At 63.5% G+C, this 21,459-nt stretch carries 26 protein-coding genes; 14 read left to right on the forward strand and 12 right to left on the reverse strand.

What is annotated here, in order from left to right; all coding sequences use genetic code 11:
• Window positions 1-297 (forward strand): ISAs1 family transposase (locus BLS48_RS24300; RefSeq protein WP_143019501.1); only part of this gene is annotated, 297 nt, incomplete at its 5' end.
• A 29-nt stretch (window positions 298-326) separates the two neighbouring features.
• Here the strand turns inward: BLS48_RS24300 and BLS48_RS24305 are convergent.
• On the reverse strand, window positions 327-1,268 hold the full coding sequence (locus BLS48_RS24305; RefSeq protein WP_091583218.1) for a nucleoside hydrolase: 942 nt from the start codon (window positions 1,266-1,268) through the stop codon (window positions 327-329).
• Window positions 1,269-1,583: 315 nt separating this feature from the next.
• Here BLS48_RS24305 and BLS48_RS24310 point away from each other — a divergent pair, with 315 nt between their 5' ends.
• Together BLS48_RS24310 and BLS48_RS24315 are read left to right on the forward strand one after the other, a co-directional pair.
• Window positions 1,584-2,009 (forward strand): Hsp20 family protein, encoded by a 426-nt coding sequence (locus BLS48_RS24310; RefSeq protein WP_023760739.1) that lies wholly within the window; start codon window positions 1,584-1,586, stop codon window positions 2,007-2,009.
• Between the two features lie 63 nt (window positions 2,010-2,072).
• On the forward strand, window positions 2,073-2,327 hold the full coding sequence (locus BLS48_RS24315) for a BQ00720 family protein (protein ID WP_013529590.1): 255 nt from the start codon (window positions 2,073-2,075) through the stop codon (window positions 2,325-2,327).
• Between the two features lie 65 nt (window positions 2,328-2,392).
• Here BLS48_RS24315 and ptsN read toward each other — a convergent pair whose 3' ends face one another.
• From ptsN to lptC, 6 genes are all read right to left on the reverse strand, one after another.
• Window positions 2,393-2,857, reverse strand: a complete 465-nt coding sequence (gene ptsN, locus BLS48_RS24320) for a PTS IIA-like nitrogen regulatory protein PtsN (protein WP_091583220.1) — start codon at window positions 2,855-2,857, stop codon at window positions 2,393-2,395.
• 60 nt (window positions 2,858-2,917) lie between these two features.
• Window positions 2,918-3,502 (reverse strand): ribosome hibernation-promoting factor, HPF/YfiA family, encoded by a 585-nt coding sequence (gene hpf, locus BLS48_RS24325; protein ID WP_091583223.1) that lies wholly within the window; start codon window positions 3,500-3,502, stop codon window positions 2,918-2,920.
• A gap of 268 nt (window positions 3,503-3,770) precedes the next feature.
• Entirely contained in the window at window positions 3,771-5,297 is a 1,527-nt protein-coding gene (rpoN, locus tag BLS48_RS24330; RefSeq protein WP_091583225.1) for an RNA polymerase factor sigma-54, read from the reverse strand.
• A gap of 300 nt (window positions 5,298-5,597) precedes the next feature.
• The gene (gene lptB / locus BLS48_RS24335) at window positions 5,598-6,416 is read right to left on the reverse strand and encodes an LPS export ABC transporter ATP-binding protein (protein ID WP_091583228.1); all 819 of its coding nucleotides are present in this window, start codon (window positions 6,414-6,416) and stop codon (window positions 5,598-5,600) included.
• Window positions 6,416-6,997, reverse strand: coding sequence for an LptA/OstA family protein (locus BLS48_RS24340; RefSeq protein WP_091583230.1), 582 nt, complete (start codon window positions 6,995-6,997; stop codon window positions 6,416-6,418). The genes lptB and BLS48_RS24340 overlap by 1 nt, the downstream gene beginning before the upstream one ends.
• Window positions 6,984-7,697, reverse strand: a complete 714-nt coding sequence (gene lptC / locus BLS48_RS24345) for an LPS export ABC transporter periplasmic protein LptC (RefSeq protein ID WP_091583233.1) — start codon at window positions 7,695-7,697, stop codon at window positions 6,984-6,986. Before lptC ends, BLS48_RS24340 begins: the two co-directional genes overlap by 14 nt.
• Window positions 7,698-8,096: 399 nt before the next feature.
• Here lptC and sppA point away from each other — a divergent pair, with 399 nt between their 5' ends.
• The 4 genes from sppA (at window position 8,097) to lhpI (ending at window position 10,828) form a co-directional block, all read left to right on the forward strand.
• Window positions 8,097-9,053, forward strand: coding sequence for a signal peptide peptidase SppA (gene sppA / locus BLS48_RS24350; RefSeq protein WP_091583236.1), 957 nt, complete (start codon window positions 8,097-8,099; stop codon window positions 9,051-9,053).
• A gap of 72 nt (window positions 9,054-9,125) precedes the next feature.
• Complete coding sequence (locus BLS48_RS24355; protein ID WP_006200394.1) at window positions 9,126-9,410, forward strand: integration host factor subunit beta; 285 nt, start codon at window positions 9,126-9,128, stop codon at window positions 9,408-9,410.
• Between the two features lie 58 nt (window positions 9,411-9,468).
• The gene (locus tag BLS48_RS24360; protein WP_091583238.1) at window positions 9,469-9,825 is read left to right on the forward strand and encodes a LapA family protein; all 357 of its coding nucleotides are present in this window, start codon (window positions 9,469-9,471) and stop codon (window positions 9,823-9,825) included.
• 37 nt (window positions 9,826-9,862) lie between these two features.
• Window positions 9,863-10,828, forward strand: coding sequence for a bifunctional Delta(1)-pyrroline-2-carboxylate/Delta(1)-piperideine-2-carboxylate reductase (gene lhpI, locus BLS48_RS24365; RefSeq protein ID WP_091583241.1), 966 nt, complete (start codon window positions 9,863-9,865; stop codon window positions 10,826-10,828).
• On the opposite strand, the gene BLS48_RS24370 is transcribed toward lhpI, so the two are convergent.
• The 3 genes from BLS48_RS24370 to BLS48_RS24380 all read right to left on the reverse strand — a co-directional run bounded on the left by BLS48_RS24370 (window position 10,825) and on the right by BLS48_RS24380 (window position 12,419).
• On the reverse strand, window positions 10,825-11,262 hold the full coding sequence (locus BLS48_RS24370) for an EVE domain-containing protein (protein WP_091583243.1): 438 nt from the start codon (window positions 11,260-11,262) through the stop codon (window positions 10,825-10,827). The two genes, lhpI and BLS48_RS24370, sit on opposite strands and share 4 nt — an antisense overlap.
• On the reverse strand, window positions 11,259-11,654 hold the full coding sequence (locus tag BLS48_RS24375) for a VOC family protein (protein ID WP_091583245.1): 396 nt from the start codon (window positions 11,652-11,654) through the stop codon (window positions 11,259-11,261). The genes BLS48_RS24370 and BLS48_RS24375 overlap by 4 nt, the downstream gene beginning before the upstream one ends.
• Window positions 11,655-11,729: 75 nt before the next feature.
• The gene (locus BLS48_RS24380; RefSeq protein WP_091583247.1) at window positions 11,730-12,419 is read right to left on the reverse strand and encodes a helix-turn-helix transcriptional regulator; all 690 of its coding nucleotides are present in this window, start codon (window positions 12,417-12,419) and stop codon (window positions 11,730-11,732) included.
• A 136-nt stretch (window positions 12,420-12,555) separates the two neighbouring features.
• Here BLS48_RS24380 and BLS48_RS24385 point away from each other — a divergent pair, with 136 nt between their 5' ends.
• The 6 genes from BLS48_RS24385 (at window position 12,556) to olsB (ending at window position 19,531) form a co-directional block, all read left to right on the forward strand.
• Complete coding sequence (locus BLS48_RS24385) at window positions 12,556-13,638, forward strand: RsmD family RNA methyltransferase (protein WP_091583250.1); 1,083 nt, start codon at window positions 12,556-12,558, stop codon at window positions 13,636-13,638.
• A complete protein-coding gene (locus BLS48_RS24390) occupies window positions 13,639-14,496 on the forward strand; it encodes a TrmH family RNA methyltransferase (protein WP_091583252.1) in 858 nt (285 codons plus the stop codon). It begins immediately after the preceding gene.
• 13 nt (window positions 14,497-14,509) lie between these two features.
• Entirely contained in the window at window positions 14,510-14,992 is a 483-nt protein-coding gene (lspA, locus tag BLS48_RS24395) for a signal peptidase II (RefSeq protein ID WP_091583255.1), read from the forward strand.
• Window positions 14,993-15,048: 56 nt separating this feature from the next.
• The gene (acuI, locus tag BLS48_RS24400; protein WP_091583562.1) at window positions 15,049-16,038 is read left to right on the forward strand and encodes an acrylyl-CoA reductase (NADPH); all 990 of its coding nucleotides are present in this window, start codon (window positions 15,049-15,051) and stop codon (window positions 16,036-16,038) included.
• 143 nt (window positions 16,039-16,181) lie between these two features.
• A complete protein-coding gene (locus BLS48_RS24405) occupies window positions 16,182-18,470 on the forward strand; it encodes a hybrid sensor histidine kinase/response regulator (RefSeq protein ID WP_091583258.1) in 2,289 nt (762 codons plus the stop codon).
• Between the two features lie 185 nt (window positions 18,471-18,655).
• Window positions 18,656-19,531 carry a l-ornithine N(alpha)-acyltransferase gene (gene olsB / locus BLS48_RS24410; protein WP_167365238.1) on the forward strand — a complete coding sequence of 292 codons (876 nt, stop codon included), beginning with the start codon at window positions 18,656-18,658 and terminating at the stop codon, window positions 19,529-19,531.
• Between the two features lie 85 nt (window positions 19,532-19,616).
• Here the strand turns inward: olsB and BLS48_RS24415 are convergent, their stop codons facing one another.
• The gene (locus BLS48_RS24415) at window positions 19,617-20,249 is read right to left on the reverse strand and encodes a trimeric intracellular cation channel family protein (protein ID WP_091583262.1); all 633 of its coding nucleotides are present in this window, start codon (window positions 20,247-20,249) and stop codon (window positions 19,617-19,619) included.
• A gap of 103 nt (window positions 20,250-20,352) precedes the next feature.
• Window positions 20,353-20,988 carry a nucleotide exchange factor GrpE gene (grpE, locus tag BLS48_RS24420; RefSeq protein WP_091583265.1) on the reverse strand — a complete coding sequence of 212 codons (636 nt, stop codon included), beginning with the start codon at window positions 20,986-20,988 and terminating at the stop codon, window positions 20,353-20,355.
• A gap of 239 nt (window positions 20,989-21,227) precedes the next feature.
• On the opposite strand from grpE, the gene BLS48_RS24425 reads away from it, so the two are divergent.
• Window positions 21,228-21,425 (forward strand): hypothetical protein, encoded by a 198-nt coding sequence (locus BLS48_RS24425; protein ID WP_091583268.1) that lies wholly within the window; start codon window positions 21,228-21,230, stop codon window positions 21,423-21,425.
• Window positions 21,426-21,459: the final 34 nt, after the last annotated feature.

Below are 21,459 nucleotides of genomic sequence, written 5' to 3' on the forward strand. Positions count from 1 at the left end.
CCGCTGACGCGCCTGTTCATGGCCTCAACGCTGCTGTCGCCGCAGCAGGCGATCGACTTCACCAGGGCCCATTGGCAGATCGAGAACGGACTGCACTGGATGCTCGACGTTCATCTGCGCGAGGACCTCAGCCGTGCCCGCAAGGACAACGCCCCCGCAAACACCGCGCTCCTAAACCGCCTCGCCAGAAATATCCTTCAGGCCGCCGACACCGACAAAGTCCCCATTAGCCACCGCATCAAGAAATGCGCTTGGAATGATGACTATCTCATCCAGGCTATCGCTCATATGCGATAGCCCTGCCATGAGCGGGGAGAAGAGAGTTTTCACAGCCGTCCCAGCCGCTCCACCAGCAGGGCGAAGAAGCCATCATGGTCGATATCGCGCATCACCATGGCGTTCTTCGGCCGCTTGGTCACGCCCCACCAGTCGATCACGGTCATGCCCATGGTGAGTTCCGAGGCGGTTTCCACGCTGACGTTGCAGTTGCGGCCCTTGAACAGCTTCGGCTTCAACAGATAGGCGATGACGCAGGGGTCGTGCAGCGGCCCGCCGTCGGTGCCGTATTTCTCCTCGTCGAAGCGCTCGAAGAATTCCAGCATCTCGGCGGTCGCGGTGCCAACCTTGGTGCCAAGTGCTCGGAAGGCCTGCGTGCGCTTGGCGGTGGTCAGCGCCTTGTGGGTGACATCCAGCGGCATCATCACGATCGGAATGCCGGATTTGAGCACGATATCGGCGGCATGCGGATCGACATAGATGTTGAATTCGGCCGCCGGCGTCACATTGCCGCCCTCGAAGAAGCCGCCGCCCATCAGCACGATTTCCTTGATACGCGGCGCGATGCGCGGTTCGCGGATCAGCGCCAGCGCGATGTTGGTCAGCGGGCCGAGCGGGCAAAGCGTGATGGTGCCGCTCTCTTCCTTCATCAGCGTCTCGACGATGAAATCGACCGCGTACTGGTCTTGCAGCTTCATCGTCGGTTCGGGCAATTGCGGCCCGTTGAGGCCGGTCTTGCCATGCACTTCCTCGGCGGTGACCAGTTCGCGCAGCAACGGCCGGATGGCGCCGGCATAGACCTTGACGTCCGGCCGGCCAGCCAGCTCGCAGACCTTGCGGGCATTCTTTTCGGTAAGCTTCAGCGGCACGTTGCCGGCAACGGCGGTGATGCCGACGATCTCCAGCTCGGAGCTGCCGAGCGCCAGCAAAATGGCGACGGCATCATCCTGGCCGGGATCCGTGTCGATGATGATCTTTCGTGATTGCGGCATTTCAATTCCTTGTTTGGCTAGGCCATGCACTTGAATGAATCCGGTCGAAACATCCGAAGGGCGCCGCAGCGACCGCGAGCTGCCACGTCGAACCGCTCGACCGGGGGAGATAATCCCGACCGTCGCGCTTCTCGTTGCATCTGCTTGCCGTTTCAAGCGCCATGTCGATCATTCTTGTGAGTCCACGACGTGGTCTTTTTGGGCGGGCTTTTTGATGGCTTGAACTTGGCCCCGGGGCGGACCATATCAAGACCATCGGGAAAAATGCCATCCGGGTTTTTCCACTTTATGTCGCTCTTGAGAGGACAGTGTAACATGAGCCGAATGACGCCTTTTTCCAGCCCGCTTCTCCTTGGCTTCGATGCCATGGAAAAGACGCTGGAACGCCTGGCGAAATCCGGTGACAGCTACCCTCCCTACAACATCGAACGCCTCAGCGGCGCCGACGGCAAGACCGAGAGGTTGCGTATCACATTGGCCGTCGCCGGTTTCGCCGAAAGCGATCTCGATGTCACAACGGAGGAAAACCAGCTGGTCGTGCGCGGCCGTCAGACCGACGACACCGAGCGCGAATTCCTTCATCGCGGCATCGCCGCGCGCCAGTTCCAGCGTTGTTTCGTGCTGGCCGACGGCATGCGGGTTATCGCGGCGGAGCTGAAGAACGGCCTTTTGTCGATCGATCTCGATCGGCCGGAGTCCGAACGGCTGGTACGGAAAATAAACATATCGGTGAAAGACTGATCTTTACCGATGGCTCTCATGCGGGATGGCCTTGAGCGGCGTCTCGCGCCAAGGAGGCTTGAAATGACCAGAACTGAAACTATCACCATGACCAATGGCGAATTCGCCCATCTCGGCGAGGGCTCGGTCGCTTATCTGCGCAAGGTCTCGAGCGACGAATTGCTCGGCCGCTTCCCGAATCTCGGCGAAATCGCACCCGGCATGGAACTGTGGGCGCTGTTTGCCGCCAATGGCCAGCCGATCCTGCTTTCGGATGCGCGTGACCGTGCTTTGGCCGGCGCGATGGAAAACGACCTGACCACGGTCGCCATTCACTGAAAGCAGCCTGCTGAAACGGACAGGGCCGCCCATGGCGGCCCGTATGGCGGTTTCTTCCGGAAAGTTCAGGCCGCGTGGGAGGCCTGGGTGTCCGACAACAGCGCGTGGATCGCAACAGCGTCGCGCGTGCCTCTGATCTTGGCCACCGTATCGGCGTCGCGCAGCACCCGCGCGATGCGCGACAACGCCTTGAGATGGTCGGCGCCCGCGCCTTCAGGCGCCAGCAGCAGAAACACCAGATCGACGGGCTGATCGTCCAGTGCCTCGAAATCGACCGGGGTCTCCAGCCGCGCGAAAACCCCGGCGATGCGCTTCACGCCGGCCAGCTTGCCGTGCGGAATGGCGATGCCGTTGCCGACTCCGGTCGAGCCCAGCCGCTCACGCTGCAAGATGGTGTCGAACACTTCCCGCTCCGGAATGCCCGAAATCGCCGCTGCCCGCTCGGATAGCAACTGCAGAAGCTGCTTCTTGGAGTTCGCCTTCAACGCCGGCATTATCGCCGGAACGTTGATAAGATCGCTCAGACCCATGCTTGAAAATCCCTTGTTCGCCTGCCGTCACCAGTCCCCACCCCTCGTGCGGCCGGCTTTTTATTCCTGTGCGACCTTGGTCGTGGACGGGTCGATCCAGCCGATGTTTCCGTCGGGCCGGCGATAGACGATGTTGAGATGGTCGTTTCCGGCGTTACGGAAGACGAAGACCGGGGTGTCCTTGGTATCGAGTTCGATAACCGCCGACGCCACCGACATGGTCTTCAGCGTCATGGTCGATTCGGCGACGATGGCCGGCGCGAAATTCTCCGGGATGTCCTCGTCATCATCGGCAAGCGGCGCCATCACAGTGTAGGCAATGTCGGTCGGTTCGCCGTTGGCGGCGCCCGAATTGTGCGATTTCAGCCGGCGCTTGTAGCGCCGCAGACGGGTTTCGAGACGATCCGCCGCCGCCTCGAAGGCGAGCGTCGGGTCCTGGGCATCGCCCGTGGCCTGCAGCGAAGCGCCGGAATCCAGCCGGATCATGCAATCCGCCGAGTAGCGCGAGCCCGATTTGATGACTGTGACGTGTCCGGCAAAGCCGCGGTCGAAATATTTTCCGATCGCCTCACCGACGCGATCGTTGATGCGTGTCCGGAACGCATCGCCGATATCCATATGTTTTCCCGATATGCGCAGATTCATCTGAAAACTGACCTTCCTTGCTCAGGCTTCAAACTGGCCCGAGTTTATACTCGTGGTCCGCGCGCACAAGCTTTGCGGCGTCACTCGCGCCGATTTTAAATCCGAACTTTCCGATTGATCACGAGCCGCCCTTTTGGGCCGTCCCGAGGCCAACGTCGTGACGGACCATCCGCATGCGGGCATCTAGCCCGTCTCATGCGGGCGGGCTTCTAGCCACTTCGCCGCGGCTTGTCAATGAAGCTCAGAAGCTGTGGAAAATCGGGCGACCCTAACGCCCGGCGCTGGCGAGTGCGCGTTTTTCACGCCGGCGCTGCACCGACGAAGGAATATTCATACCCTCCCGGTACTTGGCGACCGTGCGCCTGGCAATATCGACACCGTTCTCGCGTAGCATGTCGACGATCGCGTCGTCGGAAAGCACATCGACGGGTTTTTCCTCATCGATCAGTTGCTTGATGCGGTCACGCACCGCTTCCGAGGAATGTGCGTCGCCGCCGCCCGACGCGGCGATAGACGCCGTGAAAAAGTACCGAAGCTCGAACACGCCGCGCGGCGTCAGCATGTACTTGTTCGCGGTGACCCGGCTGACCGTCGATTCGTGCATGCCGATGGCGTCGGCCACCGTGCGCAGGTTGAGCGGCCTCAGCTGGCGCACGCCATGGACCAGGAAGGCGTCCTGCTGGCGAACGATCTCCGAGGCGACCTTGAGGATGGTCTTTGCCCGCTGGTCGAGGCTTCGCGTCAGCCAGTTGGCGTTTTGCAGGCATTCGGCCAGGAAATCCTTTTCCGCCTGGTTTTTCGCGTGCGGCGAGACCTGGGCGAAATAGACATGGTCGACCAGAACGCGCGGCAGCGTTTCGGCGTTGAGCTCGACCGTCCAGCTGCCATCATTGGCCGCGCGCACCTCGACATCGGCAACGATGGCGTCGCTGGCGCCACCTGAAAACACCATGCCCGGTCGAGGATCGAGTGCCCGGATCTCGGCCAGCATGTCGAGCAGGTCCTCGTCGTCGACGCCGCAGATCCGCTTCAGCGCATGGAAATCGCGCCGCGCCAGGAGCTCAAGATTGGCGACCAGGGCCTTCATCGCCGGATCGAGCCGGTCGCGCACGGCCAGTTGCAGCGACAGGCATTCGGCAAGGTCGCGTGCAAAAAGGCCGGTCGGCTCGAAGGTCTGGCACACCGCCAGGACCTTGCCCACGGTGGCGGCGTCCGTGCCGAGGCGCGCGGCGATCTCGGCCATGTCGGCGCGCAGGTAGCCGGTTTCGTCGAGGCCATCCGCCAGGTCGCGGGCGATCAGCCGCTCCGCCGGGTCGGCGAAGGCGAGCGCGATCTGCTCGCCGACATGGTCGCGCAACGTAATCGCCGCGGCGGCCATATCGCCGGCGTCAAAACCTTCGGACAAGGAGCCGCCGCCATTGCTCGAAGCCGACTTCCATTGCGCCGTCAGGTCGGGGCCGAGCCGCTCGCTCGTCCCTGGATCGTCGGGAAACAGGTTTTCCAGCGATGTATCGAGCTTTTCCGAGATCGCCTCGGCGCTCCACTGCGTCTCGTTCTCGAACCAGTCGCCATCGGCGGCCGCTTCGGGCACGGCCTCGATCTTCTGCGCCTGGTCGCCGGTCGCGTCGTCCTGCGGCTCGGCGCGCTCCAGCAGCGGATTACGCTCGATCTCCTCGTCGATGAAGTGCTCGAGCTCGACATGGGTGAACTGCAGCAGCCGAATCGACTGCATCAGCTGCGGCGTCATCACCAGCGACTGCGATTGTCGTAGCTGTAATTTAGCCGCCAACGCCATGGTTCGGATTCAAACGCCTCGTCTACGCATCCGGACTTCCGGAAGAAATTTCAGAGCCGACCATAGAAACTGGCCCGGCTTTTGCTTGTCAAGGCAAAGGCTAGCAAAACTCGCTTACCGGAGCGTTATTCGGCGACAAAATCGAAGAAAAAGGCCCCGCGAGGCGCCAAAAATCGTGTCAGGAAACAAATTTCACGCCTAAGAGCAATTCCAGGAAAAGGGTGAGACGGTTTTACGTCCGGAATTGCGTGAAGACAAAAAGATAGAGCGGTTTGGCGTTTCCGTGAAACGGTGAACCGCTCAGAGCGTGAATCCCTCGCCGAGATAAAGCCGCCGCACGTCAGGGTTTGCCACCACTTCGTCGGCCCTGCCATGAGTTAGCACCTGGCCGGCATGGATGATGTAGGCGCGGTCGATCAGGCCGAGCGTTTCGCGCACATTGTGGTCGGTGATGAGGACGCCGATGCCGCGCGCCGTCAGGTGGCGCACCAGTTGCTGGATATCGGCGACGGCGATCGGATCGATGCCGGCAAAAGGCTCGTCGAGCAGCATGTAGGCCGGGCGCGTCGCCAGCGCGCGTGCGATTTCCAGGCGCCGTCGCTCACCGCCGGAAAGCGACATGGACGGCGCCTTGCGCAAATGGCTGATGTGGAATTCCTCGAGCAGTTCGTCGAGAATGCGGTCGCGTTCCTTGCGGCTCTTTTCGACCACTTCCAGCACCGCGCGGATGTTCTGCTCGACGCTCAAGCCGCGAAAGATCGAGGCCTCCTGCGGCAGATAGCCGATGCCGAGGCGCGCACGACGATACATCGGCATCGAGGTGACGTCGAAGCCGTCGATTTCGATCGTGCCTTCATCCACCGGCACCAGGCCGGTGACCATGTAGAAGCAGGTCGTCTTGCCGGCGCCATTGGGGCCGAGCAGTCCGACCGCCTCGCCGGCGCGCACGCCGATGGTGACGCCGCTGACGACCTTGCGGCCCTTGTAGCTCTTGGTCAGCCCCTTGGCGATCAGGGTTCCCTTGAACTTTCCCGCATCGACGGTCACCGTGGACGGCGCCGAAATCTTGCCAGCGGCCCGCCCCGGAAGACGCGCCGTCAGCGACGACAGGCTGGCCATCAGGGGTTCGTCGCTCCCGATTTCGGCGGCGGGGTGATCGACATCTGGACGCGCTGGCCGGCGCATGGATCAACCTGAGCCAGCCCGCTTTTCATCTGCACGGTGAGCTTGCAGCCCACCAGGACGTTGTCGTTTTGCGACAGAACGACCTTTTTGCCCGACAGCACCAGCACCTGGCTCTTCATATCGAAGCTGCCTTGATCGCCGGTCGCGATCTGCGCATCGGACTTGATGTAAACCTTGTCGGAAATCTCCAGGTGATCGATGTTGGCCGAGCCGGTCATCGCCGCTCCGGTGGCTTCCGTGCCCTTGGCCGCGGCATTGGGATCCTTCACGTAATACACCGTCATCTTGCCGGCCTTGAGCAGGGTCGGCCCCTGCACGACGCTGACATTGCCCGTGAACACGGCGACACTCTCCGCCTGCCGGACCTCGAGCTTGTCGCTCTCGATCTGTATGGGCTTGTCGCCGGACAGTTTGAGACCTGACTGGCTGGTGGACTGCGCCGATGACGGCACCAGCCCGAGCAGCAGCAACGCCGAAGTTGCAGCCGCAAGCCGCGTCGAACTACTGAGCCGCATTGGTTTCTCCGCTGTTTCCCTCTGCCGTCTTCAAGGCGGCGGAATCGATGTTGACGCGCACTTTGTTCTCGAACACCAGAACCCTGCCATTGTCCCGGACCGACATCGAATCCGCCGTGATCCGCGACCCGCCACGGCTGACATCGACAGGATCTGCGGTCTTCATAGTGCCTTTGCCCATGTCGAGGAAGACCGATTTGAACTTGGCCTGCATGCCGTCGGTTGTGGTGATGGTCACGTCGCTGGTCAGGTTCATCGTATTGCCGTCGCGATCATAGGTGCCGTGCGAGGCCTTGACCGCGGCCACATTGTCAGGCGCGATCGGCACCTTGGCGTCGATGCCCTCGAGTTCGATGATGCCTTGCGTGCTGACGTCCTGAATGGCGCGGAGCGCCGTCATCGAATAGGGCTGCTTCTGCTTGGTGAAACCGTTGAGCTTGGGGTTGGCCATCACCAGCTTGCCGTTGGAAAAAGCGGTGCCTTCCGCCTGGACCGAGACGGAGACGGGCGCGGCGAGATAGGAATAGATCGGGAAAGCGACGGCGATCAACGCCGCTGCCAGCGGCACGGCGAACTTGAGAACGCGCACGCGGCGCGAATGACGCTGCGCGAGGTCGAACGCATCGCCCCGCGTCCGGCCGTCCGCCGGGGGAGCCAACTCCGTCTCGGCGCTGGTCGGTTCAATCGGTCGCGCTAACATGACTGCTTTCTTCTAAACCCTGCCCGCCGGGCAGCACCGCCTATAGGTGGGACGCTGGCGCCTTCAAGCAAGCACAAGCCGACGAAAACTGCAAAAATGTGACAGCCGCATTTGTACAGACGAAAACCCGATCAGCACAACTGCCCGTGCTTCATAGCAGAAACACACGCACAACGTAAAATTATCGGCTGTCGGTCTCGCCACCCGAGCGCGTATCGATCGCACGAATTCGTGAGGAGAGATGGTCGGACTCCGATCAATCGGGGAACGGGATGGCTATCTGATGGCCATATATTGATCCTCGGCGCGGCTTGCCTCGTCCAACAGAAAAGAGATTTGCTTCCAGATGGGAGGATCATGGTCTAAAAGCGTCTCCTCCCGCCGACTGAAAGGCTGACCATGGCACTGAGAGCCGACGACCTCATCGACCGCCGCCGCTTGCGGCGCAAAGTGACATTCTGGCGCGTTGTCGCCATCGGCATCGTAGCACTCGGGGTGATTGCGCTTTCATCCTGGTTCTACGGCAACGATTTCAGCGGCTCGGCCGTCAATCATATTGCCAAGGTCAGGATCGAAGGCACCATCACCGAGGACGAGGAACTGATCAAGCGGCTGGAAACCATCCGCCTGTCGTCGAAGGTGAAGGGCGTGATCCTGTCCATCGATTCGCCTGGCGGCACCACGGTCGGCGGTGAATCGATCTATGACGAGGTGCGCAAGCTGGCCGCCGACAAGCCGGTGGTGGCGGAAGTCGGCACGCTCGCCGCATCGGCGGGCTACATGATCGCCAGCGCCGCCGATCACATCGTTGCCCGCAAGACCTCGATTGTCGGCTCGATCGGCGTGCTGATCCAGTATCCCGACGTCAGCGGCCTGATGGACAAGCTCGGCGTCAAGCTGGAGGAGGTGAAATCCTCGCCGCTGAAAGCCTCGCCCTCGCCTTTCAAGCCGACCAATGACGACGAGCGCGCCATGGTCCGCAAGCTCATCCTCGACAGCTATGACTGGTTTGTCGGCATCGTCGCCGAGCGCCGCAAGATGACCCGCGAGCAGGCGCTGGCGCTTGCCGACGGTTCGATCTTCACCGGCCGCCAGGGCGTCGCCAACGGGCTGATCGACGCTGTCGGAGGCGAGACCGAGGCGATCGACTGGCTGGCGACCAAGGGCGTCGATGCCAAGCTCAAGGTGGTCGAATGGAAGAATACGGAACGGCGAGGCGGTTTCCTGTTCTCGAAGGCGATGGCGCAAACGATCGGCAGCGCACTCGGTCTGCCTGCCTTCAGCGGCGACGTCATTCGCGAACTCGGCGCCGACCGCTTGTTTCTTGACGGTCTCGTTTCCGTCTGGCACCCTTGAGATGCGAGTGAAAAAAGCAAATAAAATCATCCTCATAATTTTGACCGCACTGCTTTCACGGGGACACGTCTCATGATCAAGTCCGAACTTGTGCAGATTATTGCCACGCGCAATCCGCATCTTTTCCTGCGCGACGTCGAAAACATCGTCGGCGCGATCTTCGACGAGATCACCGACGCTCTCGCCGAGGGCAACCGGGTCGAGTTGCGTGGCTTCGGCGCTTTTTCGGTGAAAAACCGCCCCGCCCGCACCGGCCGCAATCCGCGCACCGGCGAATCCGTCGAGGTCGAGGAGAAATGGGTGCCGTTCTTCAAGACCGGCAAGGAGTTGCGTGAAAGGCTGAACGGCGGCAAGTAGGCGCGGCGTCAGCGCCAGACGGCCTTATCGGACAGGCCAGCTTCCGACGGAAAACATCATGTTCAATCGCTTCATGCTCATCGTGGTCTTCGTGCCCCTGGCGATCATCCTGATCGCGCTCGCCGTCGCCAACCGCGACCTGGTCGCCTTCACCCTGGACCCGTTCAATCCCGGCAATCCGAAGCTGACGCTGACCCTGCCGCTGTTCATCTTCCTGTTCCTGGCTCTCGCCATCGGCATGATCGTCGGCAGCCTGGCGACCTGGGTCAAGCAGGGCCGCTACCGCAAGCTGGCGCGCCAGCGCGGCGTCGAAGCCGAAAACCTGCGTCAGGCGGTCAGCCGCACGCCCTCGGCACCGCAAGGCCCGGCCCCGGGATCGGCCCAAGGACCCGCATTGCCGAAGCCGACCACTTGAACCGCTGGTCGGCGGTTTTCTTTCCACGGAGTTTTCCATGCTGACCATTTCGGCCGCCGAGGTCGATCATGCGCTGACCTTTCCCGGACTGGTCGAGACGCTGCGCACGGCGTTTCGCGAGGGTGCGGTGCAGCCGGTCAGGCATCATCATACGGTAGAGCGGCCCGACGGCGCCGCCTCGACCTTGCTCCTGATGCCAGCCTGGACCGATTTCCACGCGGCCGGCAGTTCGGCCGGTGGTCACGTCGGCGTCAAGATCGTCACCGTCTCGCCCGACAACAACGCCATCGGCAAGCCGGCGGTGATGGGACTCTACCTCTTGCTCAATGGCGCCACCGGCGAACCCGAAGCCTTGATCGACGGACAACGGCTGACACAGTGGCGCACGGCATGTGCCTCGGCGCTCGCGGCGTCGTATCTCGCCCGCGACGATGCCTCGCGGCTGCTTGTGGTCGGCGCAGGCGCGCTGTCGCCGTTCCTCGCCAAGGCGCATTGCGCCGTGCGGCCGATCAAGACCGTCCGCATCTGGAACCGCACCCAGGCCAATGCCGAGAAGGTCGCGGCCGACCTGCGCGCCGAGGGCTTCGCGGCCAGCGCCGCGAGTGACCTCGATGCCGAACTTGGGCAGGCCGACATCGTCTCCTCGGCGACGATCACGACGACGCCATTGATCAAGGGCGCGCTGTTGCGCCCGGGAACCCATGTCGACCTAGTCGGCGGCTTTACCCCGACGATGCGCGAAAGCGATGACGACGCGATCAGGCGCGCGCGCGTCTATGTCGACACCCGCGCCGGCGCCACCAAGGAAGCCGGCGACATCGTCCAGCCGCTGGCCTCCGGCGTGCTGAAGCCGGAAGCCATCGTCGCCGACCTGCATGAACTGGCGCGCGGCCAGAAGAAGGGCCGTGAGAGCACAAGTGAGATCACGCTGTTCAAGTCGGTCGGCGCGGCGCTCGAGGACCTTGCCGCCGGCATTGCCGTCTACAAGGCGCTCAAGGCCTAGTTCACCGCCGCAACCTTTTGGGCGCCCATCGCCTCTGCGGTCAGGGCGAAATCAGCCGCGCTGATCGAAAACAGGCCAAAGCGAAGCTGATACCCCCAGTTCGACCGGCCGGCGGTGAATTCCAGCCTGTCAAGCAGCGGCTTGATCGATGTTTCCTCAGCCCTCGCCCACTCGACATCACGGCGGAACGGCGTGAAGCCGCCGCCCATGTCGCCCTCATAGGGCTCGCCTTCCCGCACGGTGCCGATTGCCGTGAAGGCCTGCAGGCCGTCTTTCTCGCCCATAATGGTGGTTGGCGAATAATAGATGATGCCATCGCCGGGCTTGACGCGACGCAGGGGTGCCGCCTTGCCGTGATTGACCTGCATGAAGCCGGCGGCGCGGCCGCGCCGGACATGTTCGGCCGACGCCACCGCGATCCAGTAGGCGCTCATTTCTGCTCCCCATCGGCCTGTGCCCCATCGGACAGCCAGTAGACGCGCAGGCGGTGGTTGTCGGGATCGAGCGCAACGAAAGTACGGCCGAAATCCAGGTTGGTCGGGGTCTGCAGGATCTTCAGCCCGCGCCCGGCCCAATCGGCATGGGCGGCATCGACCGCGTCAGGCGTATTCACCGCAAACACGATCTCGGCGCCGCCACCCGCGGCCGACGCTGCCGGCTCCACCGTGTGGCGCGACCAAAGGCCGAGCTTGAAGCCGTTGTCGAGCACGAACAGGACGAAGGTGGCTGAGCTTTCGACCGGCTCACGACCGAGCAGCCCGCCGTAGAAGGCGCCGCTCCGCTGCGGCTGGTCGACATAGAGGATGACGAAATTCGGGGATGTCATGAATTGCTCTCCAAGGTTCAACGTTTCGACTTGGCGAACTTAGGACAGGCTACTGTCAGATTCTGGCAGTAGCCATCATGAGCCGCGCGGCTTGTCGAGCGTTGCCCGCCATTCCTTGAGCAGCGCCTGGCGACGGCGCGGATAGCGCATGTCGGTGGCTTCGAGTTGCGCGATGCGGTCGGCGCGAAAATGGCGAAAATCCTGCCGCATCTCGCACCACGCCACCACCACCCGCACCTTGTCGAAGAAGGCCAGTGCGAACGGCCAGACCACGCGTTCGGAGGCGGCGCCGCCGGCATCGCGGTAGAGAAAGCCAAGCTTGCGTTCCTTGCGGATAGCCTGCCGCACCAGGCCGAGATCGATGCCTTCGACAGCCTTGGCGGGCGGCCCGACCAGCAGCGTCGATGCATCGAGGTCCTCGCGCAGATCGTCCGGCAGCACGGCGGCAATCTTGGCCAGCGCGTTGGTGGCGGCGGCCGAAAGACGCTGGTCCGGTTGCTTGGCGACCCAGCGCGAGCCGAGCACGATGGCTTCGATCTCCTCGTCGCTGAACATCAGCGGCGGCAGCATGAAGCCGGGCTTGAGCACATAGCCCAGCCCCGGCTCACCCTCGATCGGCGCGCCCTGTCCCTGCAGCGTGGCGATGTCGCGGTAGAGCGTCCTGATCGAAATCCCGAGCTCATCGGCCAGCGCCTGCCCGCTCACCGGCCGGCGGTGCCGGCGCAGGCACTGGATCAGGTCGAGCAGGCGTTCTGAGCGGGACATCTGGTAGATTTGCCTGTTTCTTTGACATTGGTCCATCACCAGACGACATGAACCGGAGAGGCTGGCGCGGCGGACTTGGTTGCGAAGCCGGTTGCCCTATGCCAAAAGCGGCCACGCCGCTCGGAGATGGTCCTGCTTGAAGTCTTTTCGCGACAAACGCCGCGACAATCGCCCGCCCGCCAAGGGCGGAGCCGGAGAGGTGCGTCCGCATGAAGAGCGCGCAACGGCACGGCCGGACACCAGGCCGCGCGAACGGGAGGCCAGAGCCGATGACCGCTCCGAGCCGAAATCCGCACCGCGCATCCTTGCCCGCCGCGACGGCGCCCTGCCTGCCGAACACCTTCCGCTGATCCTCGAAGTGGCGCCGAATGCCGACTATGCGCTGCTCGACAGCGGCGCCGGGCAGAAACTCGAGCAGTACGGCCCCTACCGCATCGTGCGGCCCGAGGGCCAGGCGATCTGGCAAAAGGCCTTGCCGGCAAGGGACTGGGAGCGCGCCGACGCGATCTTCACCGGCGACACCGACGAGGAAGGAATCGGCCGCTGGCGCTTCCCCCGGACGCCGTTGGGCGAGACCTGGCCGATGAGGCATGACGGCATCGACTATCTCGGCCGTTTCACCTCGTTTCGCCATGTCGGCGTGTTTCCCGAGCAGGCCTCGCACTGGGACCACATGGCCGGGCTGATCGCGGCGGCGAAGCGGCCGGTCAAGGTCCTGAACCTGTTCGGCTACACCGGTCTTGCCTCGCTGGTGGCGGCTCGCGCCGGCGCCGAGGTCACCCATGTCGATGCTTCGAAGAAGGCGATCGGCTGGGCCCGTGAAAACCAGGAAATGGCCGGGCTCGGCAGCAAGCCGATCCGCTGGATCGTCGACGACGCGGTGAAATTCGCCGAGCGCGAGGAGCGCCGCGGCAGCCGCTACGACATCATCCTGTTCGATCCGCCGGCTTATGGCCGCGGTCCCAAGGGCGAGGTCTGGCAACTGTTCGAGGACCTGCCGGGGCTGACCGACCTTTGCCGCTCGATCCTGACGCCGAAGCCGCTTGCCGTGGTGCTGACCGCCTATTCGATCCGCGCCTCGTTCTTCGCCATCCATGCCTTGATGCGCGACACCTTTGCCGGCATGGGCGGCAAGGTCGAATCGGGAGAGTTGATCATTCGCGAGAAATCCGCCGGCCGCGCGCTTTCCACGTCGCTTTTCTCGCGCTGGGTGGCCTGAATGAACGAGCGGCACGCAGGCGCACCCGGCCAGGTGAAGGAAGTCACCAGCCTCGCCAACCCCCTGGTCAAGGACATCAAGGCGCTGGCGCTGAAGAAATTCCGCGACCAGCAGAACGCCTTCATGGCCGAGGGACTGAAGCTGGTCATCGACGCGCTCGATCTCGGCTGGCAGATCAGAACATTGGTTTTCGCCAAGGCCGGACGCGGCAACGCGGCGGTTGAGAAGGTCGCGGCGCGCACCGTTGCCGCCGGCGGCACGGTGCTCGAAGTGTCGGAAAAAGTGCTTGTCGCCATCACGCGCCGCGACAATCCGCAAATGGTGGTCGGCGTCTTTTCGCAAAAGTTCTTGGCCCTGAAGGACATCCGTGCCCAGAGCGACGATGTCTGGGTGGCGCTCGACCGGGTGCGCGATCCCGGTAATCTCGGCACCGTCATCCGCACCGTCGATGCCGTCGGCGCCAGGGGCGTCATCCTGGTCGGCGACACCACCGATCCTTTTTCCGTGGAGACGGTGCGCGCCACCATGGGTTCGATCTTTGCCGTGCCGGTGGTCAAGGCGACGACCGAGGCTTTCCTTGCCTGGCGAGGGGGGTTTTCAGGGCTCGTCGCCGGCACTCACCTCAAAGGCGCCGTCGACTACCGCTCGGTCGATTTTTCCCGCGGCCCAGTGCTGCTGATGATGGGCAACGAGCAGCAGGGACTGCCCGAAAGCCTGGCGGCAAGTTGCGATAGGCTGCTGCGGATTCCGCAAGCGGGCCGCGCCGATTCGCTCAATCTTGCGGTCGCCACCGGCATCATGCTGTTCGAGATCCGGCGCGCCGCGCTGAAGCTCGAACCCATCGTGGACCAGCAATGAAGGTTACCCGCCCGTGAGATCATGGTCCCCCTACGCCCTGCTCGTCGTCGCGGCCATAGCGCTCGACCAGTGGGTAAAACACCTGGTCGAGACCGGTCTGCCCTTTCAGGAAAAGCTCGATCTCGTGCCATTCCTGGCATTGTTTCGCACCTACAACACCGGCATCGCCTTCTCGATGTTTTCCTCCTTCGGCGACATCGGGCTGATCGTCATCTCGCTTGCGGTCGTTGCCTTCGTGCTGTTCCTGGCAACGCGGATAGCGCCGTCCCAGATCCTTGCCCGCACCGGCTTTGCGCTGATCGTCGGCGGCGCGCTCGGCAATCTGATCGACCGTGCCATCTACGGCCACGTCATCGACTACATCCTGTTCCACACGCCGGTCTGGTCCTTCGCCGTATTCAACCTCGCTGACGCCTTCATCTCGGTGGGTGCGGTGCTGGTCGTCTTCGACGAACTCTTCGGTTGGCGGCGCGAGCCCAGACCTTCGAATGATTGACCCCGCGCGGCCATCGCCGCACAGTCATGTCGTCAGCCAAGATCGCGGAGAAAAAAGTGCCCGAAACCTTCAAAGCCATCCTCGTTTCGCGTGACGCCGAGAAAAAGCAGTCGGTAGCAGTGACGGACCTCACCGAAGCCGACCTGATGGAAGGCGATGTCACCGTCGCGGTCGAGGCGACGACGGTGAACTACAAGGATGGCCTGGCGATCACAGGCAAGGCGCCGGTGATCCGCCGCTGGCCGCTGGTGCCGGGCATCGACTTCTCCGGGACCGTCATCTCGTCTTCCAATCCAGGCTGGAGCAAGGGCGACAAGGTGATCTTGAATGGCTGGGGCGTTGGCGAAACCCATTTCGGCGCCTATGCCGGGCGCGCGCGCGTCAAGGGCGACTGGTTGGTGCCGCTGCCGCAGGGCATGAGCCCGCATGATGCGATGGCGGTCGGCACCGCGGGCTATACCGCCATGCTCTGCGTCATGGCGCTGGAGCGGCACGGCATCCTGCCCGATCGCGGCCCGGTGGTGGTGACGGGGGCGGCCGGCGGCGTCGGCTCGGTCGCGGTCTCGATCCTGTCCAGCCTCGGCTACCATGTCATTGCCGCCACCGGCCGCAATGCCGAAAGCCCCTATTTGATCAACCTTGGCGCCGCCGAAGTGATATCGCGCGACGAGCTTGCCCAGCCGGCCAAGCCGCTGGCCAAGGAGCGCTGGGCCGGCGGCGTCGACGCGGTCGGCAGCCACACGCTGGCCAATGTCCTGTCGATGACCTCCTATGGCGGCGCGGTTGCCGCCTGCGGCCTGGCCGGCGGCATGGACCTGCCGACGAGCGTCGCCCCCTTCATCTTGCGCGGCGTCTCACTGCTCGGCATCGATTCGGTGATGGCGCCGAAGGCGGTCCGCCTCGAAGCCTGGCGGCGCATCGGCACCGACCTCGATCTGCGGAAGCTCGCCAGCCTGTCGACGACCATCGGTTTCGACGGCATCATCGATGCCGCGCGCGACATCGTCGACGGCAAGATCCGCGGACGCGTCGTCGTCGATATGTGAAGCCGTTCGACGACCTGCGGAACGTGGATGGAACCGCCACTTCGACGGCAAATCCGCGGCCGCCGCGGCGGAAAACGCTCATCCGCTAAAATTCGAACGATCCGCCGCAATCTTCCATAATCTCTGTCTGGCTAGGGTTTCGCATGATCGCGGAATCCGGCAGCCAACAGGCGGACACGGGCGAAGACGTCGATGCGGCGACCCCGCCGGCGCCGACGCGCCGCTTTGTTGCCGCGCCGCCGCTGGTGCCCGAGTCGGAACCCGCCAGGCACGAAGGCCTGCAGTTCCTGACCTTCGTCGCCATCGTCGTGCTGGCCGGCCTGACGCATCTGACCGGGGCACCGATCTTCATCAGCGTCGGATTGCTGGCAACCGGCCTAGCCGGCCTCGCCATGTACCTGCGCACGAGGCGGAGTGAACACCGCACCGCGGCACTTCTCGACGAAACCACCGCCCGCAGCCGCGCCGAGATCGAGACGCTGGCCGACCGCATGTGGGAAATGCAGGAGAGCGAGGAACGCTTTCGCGGCCTGATCGACGCACTTGGCGACCTCGTCATTCATCGCGATCGCGACGGCTACATCGTCTATGCCAACAAGGTCTTCGCGGATCTCGTCGAAACCGATCAACGCCTCCTTGCCGGCAAGACCTTGGCGGAACTCGGCATCGATGTCGGCATCGTTCCCGATGCCGCTTTTTCCGATCATGAATGCCTGAGTTCCACGGATGTCGTCATCCGCACGCCAAGCGGACCGCGCTGGTTTTCATGGATCGAACTGTCGGTGCGCGACAAGGACAGCGGCGCCGTCTCGCATCGCGCCATCGCGCGCGACATCACCGCCCGCAAACGTGCCGAATCCTCGCTGATCACTGCTCGTGAACGGGCCGAATACGCCAGCCAGGCCAAATCGCGCTTCCTCGCCACCGTCAGCCATGAAATCCGCACGCCGATGAACGGCATCATGGGCATGGCAAGGTTGCTGGCCGACACCAGCCTGTCGCCGGAGCAGCAGACCTATGTCGGCGCCATCTCGACCTCGGCCAGCGCCTTGCTCGCCCTGATCGAGGATCTGCTCGACTACTCCAAGATCGAGGCAGGGCGCTTCGACCCGGAGCCGCAGCCGATGTCGGTGCGCGAGATCGCCGACAACATCATCGAGTTACTGGCGGCGCGAGCCTTCGCCAAGAATATCGGCCTCGGCTGCCATGTCGAACCCGACGTGCCGCAATTGATCACCGCCGATCCGGGCAAGGTCAGGCAGGTGCTGCTCAACCTCATCGGCAACGCCATCAAGTTCACCGACAGCGGCGGCGTATTGGTGAGCATCGCGCGCGCCCGCACCCAGACCACCGATCGCATCTGCTTCACCATCGCGGACACCGGTCCGGGTCTGCGCGACGAGGACATGGAGCGCATTTTCGAGGAGTTCGAGCAGGCCGACGGCACGTCGACGCGCGCACATGGCGGAGCCGGGCTCGGTCTTGCCATCTCCAAGCGCCTGGTGATTGCCATGGGCGGTGCGATCTCGGTGTCCAGCCGGCTTGGCCAGGGATCCGAATTCGTCTTCGAAATTCCGGCGATATCAGCCACCGAAGCGCCGCAGAACCGGCAGAACGCGCTCTCGGGCAGGCGTGCGGTGATCCTCTCGAAAAACGCCGTCGAGGCCGATGCCATCGCCCGCACCATCCGTGCCAATGGCGGCGCGGTCGATGTCGCGACCACGGCGGCACAGGCCGCGCCCTTCGCCGCCGGCTGCGACGTGCTTCTGGTCGATGCCGCGATGGAGGAGAGCGATGGAAGGCTGCTCAAGCGCCTGCGCCAGAGCGGCTTCGCCGACTGCGAGGCCATCACGCTGATCGCGCCGACCGACCGCGGCATGCTTGGCGAGTTCCGCGCCAGCGGCTACGCAACCTTTCTTGCCAGGCCAGTGCGCGGCGGAACACTTCTGCGTGTGCTGTTGAGCAGCAATGCCGCTGCCCTCGCCCAGCCACAGCCGGAAACGCACCGCACGCCGGCGCTTCGTGCCGTCGGCAACCGCCAGCAGGGCCTGTCGGTGCTGATCGCCGAGGACAATGACATCAACGCCATGCTGGCCCGCGCCACGCTGCTGAAGGCCGGGCATCGCGTCAAGGTCGTCGGCAACGGCAAGGCCGCCGTGGAGGCTGTCACCGGTGCCGGACGCAAGCACCGCTTCGACGTCGTGCTGATGGATCTGCACATGCCAGTCATGGACGGGCTGGACGCGATTGCCGCCATCCGCCGCCATGAGGAGGAGACCTCCGCGCCGCCTGTGCCGATCATGGTGTTGTCGGCCGACAGCCAAGAAAAGACGCGCCATGCGGTGCTCGCCCATGGTGCCAGCGGCTTCGTCACCAAGCCGCTCGACCCCGATGCGCTGGTCACCGCCGTCGAGGGACAGGTCGCCGCCTGAGCCTCTTTTCCTTCCGCCGCTTCGACCCGTATCCTCACATAACGTAGCCGGTTGACCACCTTCGCCAGCCGACGAAGTATTGCCCGCGACCTCGTATCACGGTACTGTCACAATCCTGTTGCACCTACACCGTATCCCCGTGCCAAGAGGGATGGCTCGAAGGAGAATCACTCGTGCATACAGTTATGCCGGAATGTGACACTCGGCCGAACGCCAGCAGCGCATTGCTTGCCGGCCGTAACGTCGATTCCGTCATAAAAGGCGCGGCACTCGGCCGTATCGGCAATCTCGAAGTGCGGCTCGCCCGCAACGAGGCCGAGATCGCGGCCGCGCAGGAAGTGCGCTACCGCGTGTTCTACGACGAGCTCGGCGCCAGGAAGGAGCTGTTCCAGGCGCATGACCGCCGAGACGCCGACCGGTTCGATCCGCTCTGCGACCATCTGCTTGTCTTCGATACTTCGCTTTCGGGCCCCGAACATCGCCGTATCGTCGGCACCTATCGCCTGCTGCGGCAAGAAATCGCGGCCGCGGCCGGCGGCTTCTATTCCGAAGGCGAATTCGAGCTGACCCAGCTCATCGCCCGTCACCCCGGCCAGCGTTTCCTCGAGCTCGGCCGTTCCTGCGTCTTGCCCGAATACCGCTCGAAGCGCACCATCGAGGCGCTGTGGCAAGGCATCTGGGCCTACATCAACCATTACGAAATCGGTGTGATGACCGGCTGCGCTTCTTTCCACGGCACGGTGCCGGCAGCGCATGCCGAGGCGTTCACCTACCTCGCCCATCACTGCCGGACGAACTCGGCCTGGGACGTGCGCGCGGTCTCCGGGCGCTACTGCTCGATGGATTTGATGCCCATAGAGGCGGTGAACGCCAAGGCGGCGATCGCGGCAATGCCGCCGTTGGTCAAGGGCTATCTGCGCGTCGGCGCGCGCATCGGCGACGGCTGCGTCATCGACCGCGAGTTCTCGACGGTCGACGTGTTCGTGGTGATGCCGGTCAAGGAAATCGGCGCCCGCTACGTCAACTACTACGGTGGGGAAGCCCAGCGCTTCGCTGCCTGACGTTAGCGAATAGCGAAAGCTACGCCGCAATCCTGCGGACCGACATCCCCTATTCGCTACTCCCTACTGGCTATTCACTTCACCTTCACGGAATATCTTCCGGCCGCCGGCCGGGCCGGCTCTTGTAGGACGGAAACGCCCAGCCGAAACGGAGTGCGCCGCCGCGCACGGCGAACGCCGCGGCGAAGCCGGCCAGTCCTGAAACAATCTGCGGCAGGCCGGCGACATCGCCTACGGTAAAGACAGCTGCCCCGACCAGAGCGGCCGTCACATAGATTTCCGGCTTCAGCAGCACCGAAGGCTCCCCCGCCAGGAGATCACGCAGGATGCCGCCGAATGTGGCGGTCAGCATGCCGGTGATCACAGACACCGCCGGCGAGCCGGTGATGGCAAGTCCCTTGGCCGCGCCCATCACTGAAAAGGCGGCAAGGCCGATGGCGTCGAGCCACAAAAGCAGCTTGTAACGGGATTCGACGCGATGTGCGGTGAAGAACACCACCACCGCCACCACCGCGCAGATCAGCACGTAGTCGCGGTTTCCCACCCAGAAGACGGGCACATTGAGGATGAGATCGCGGAAGGTGCCGCCACCGATGCCGGTGACACTGGCCAGGAACAGGAAACCGATAATGTCGAGCTGCTTGCGCGAAGCGGCAAGCGCCCCGGTCGCGGCGAAGACGGCGACACCGGCATAATCGAGAAGGGCGATCGGGTTCATGAAACGGACAATGCAAAGAGTAAGTAGCGAATAGCGAATAGCACGAAGCTGCTATTGCGTATTTCCCTATTCGCTACTCGCTATTCGCTATTCGCTTGTCCGTTCAGGCATCCTTCTCGGCCTCGTCATTGACCGGACCCGGCTCGACCTGCGCTTCGCCGGCGGCAAGCTTCGGACCGCCCTTGGCGACGCCGACCATGGCCGGGCGCAACACCCGCTCGCCGATAGAATAACCCGGCTGCACGACCTGGACCACGGTATTGGCCGGGACATCCGGATTGGGCACTTCGAACATCGCCTGGTGGAAATTGGGATCGAACCTCTCGCCTTCCGGTGTGAGTTTCTTGACCCCGTGCCGTTCCAGCGCCGACAGCATGGCGCGCTCGGTAAGGTCTACGCCTTCGATCAGCGCCTTGAAGCCGGCGTCGCCGGATGCCTTGGCCTCGGCGGGAATCGCGTCCAGCGCGCGGCGCAGATTGTCCGACACCGACAGCATGTCGCGAGCGAAATTGGCAACCGCATAGGTGCGCGCGTCGTGCACGTCGCGCGCGGTGCGGCGGCGCAGGTTTTCCATCTCGGCCGCGACGCGCAGCGCGCGGTCCTTCAGCTCTTCATTTTCCTTCAGCAGCCGCACAAGCGCTTCATAATCGCCGTCGATGCTGCCTTCCGTGCGCTCGGCATTGGCCTCGGTCGCCTCGGCTTCGTCGGGCGCGCGTTCGTCTTTTGCCTGGTCGCTCATCGCCGTTTCCCGTCATCTGGAATGGTGTGGATTTTGTGCCCGATATCGAGGTTTGGCGGTCAAAAATCAAGGGGTAAGCAAGAGTCGAGGCTGTCGGCAGGGTCGAGCGAGGAACGGCAAGACAGTTCAATTTTAATTCAAACTTTACCGTAACCGCCAGCTTGGCTTGCCACAAAGGTGTGATCGGGGAACCATTCCCTTGCTGGAGGAGTTTCGAAGCCGACACAGGATTTTGACAGATGACCCGCAACAAGGGTGAAAAGACAGAAAGATTGGCTGCCGAAGTCAAACGCCAATTCGGCGCCGAGGCGACGACGCGCTTTCTGCGAACCTTGCCGGCCTTCCGTACCGAAGCCGACATTCCCGACCGCTTCAGGAAATTGCTTGACCGCCTGGACGGCGTGGAAAGCAGCCCCGCCGGCGGCGGGCGCCGGTAGCCAGAACCTCCGGAATTTCAACGTTCCAGCACCA

The sequence above is a fragment of the Mesorhizobium qingshengii genome (assembly GCF_900103325.1).
GTDB lineage: Bacteria > Pseudomonadota > Alphaproteobacteria > Rhizobiales > Rhizobiaceae > Mesorhizobium > Mesorhizobium qingshengii.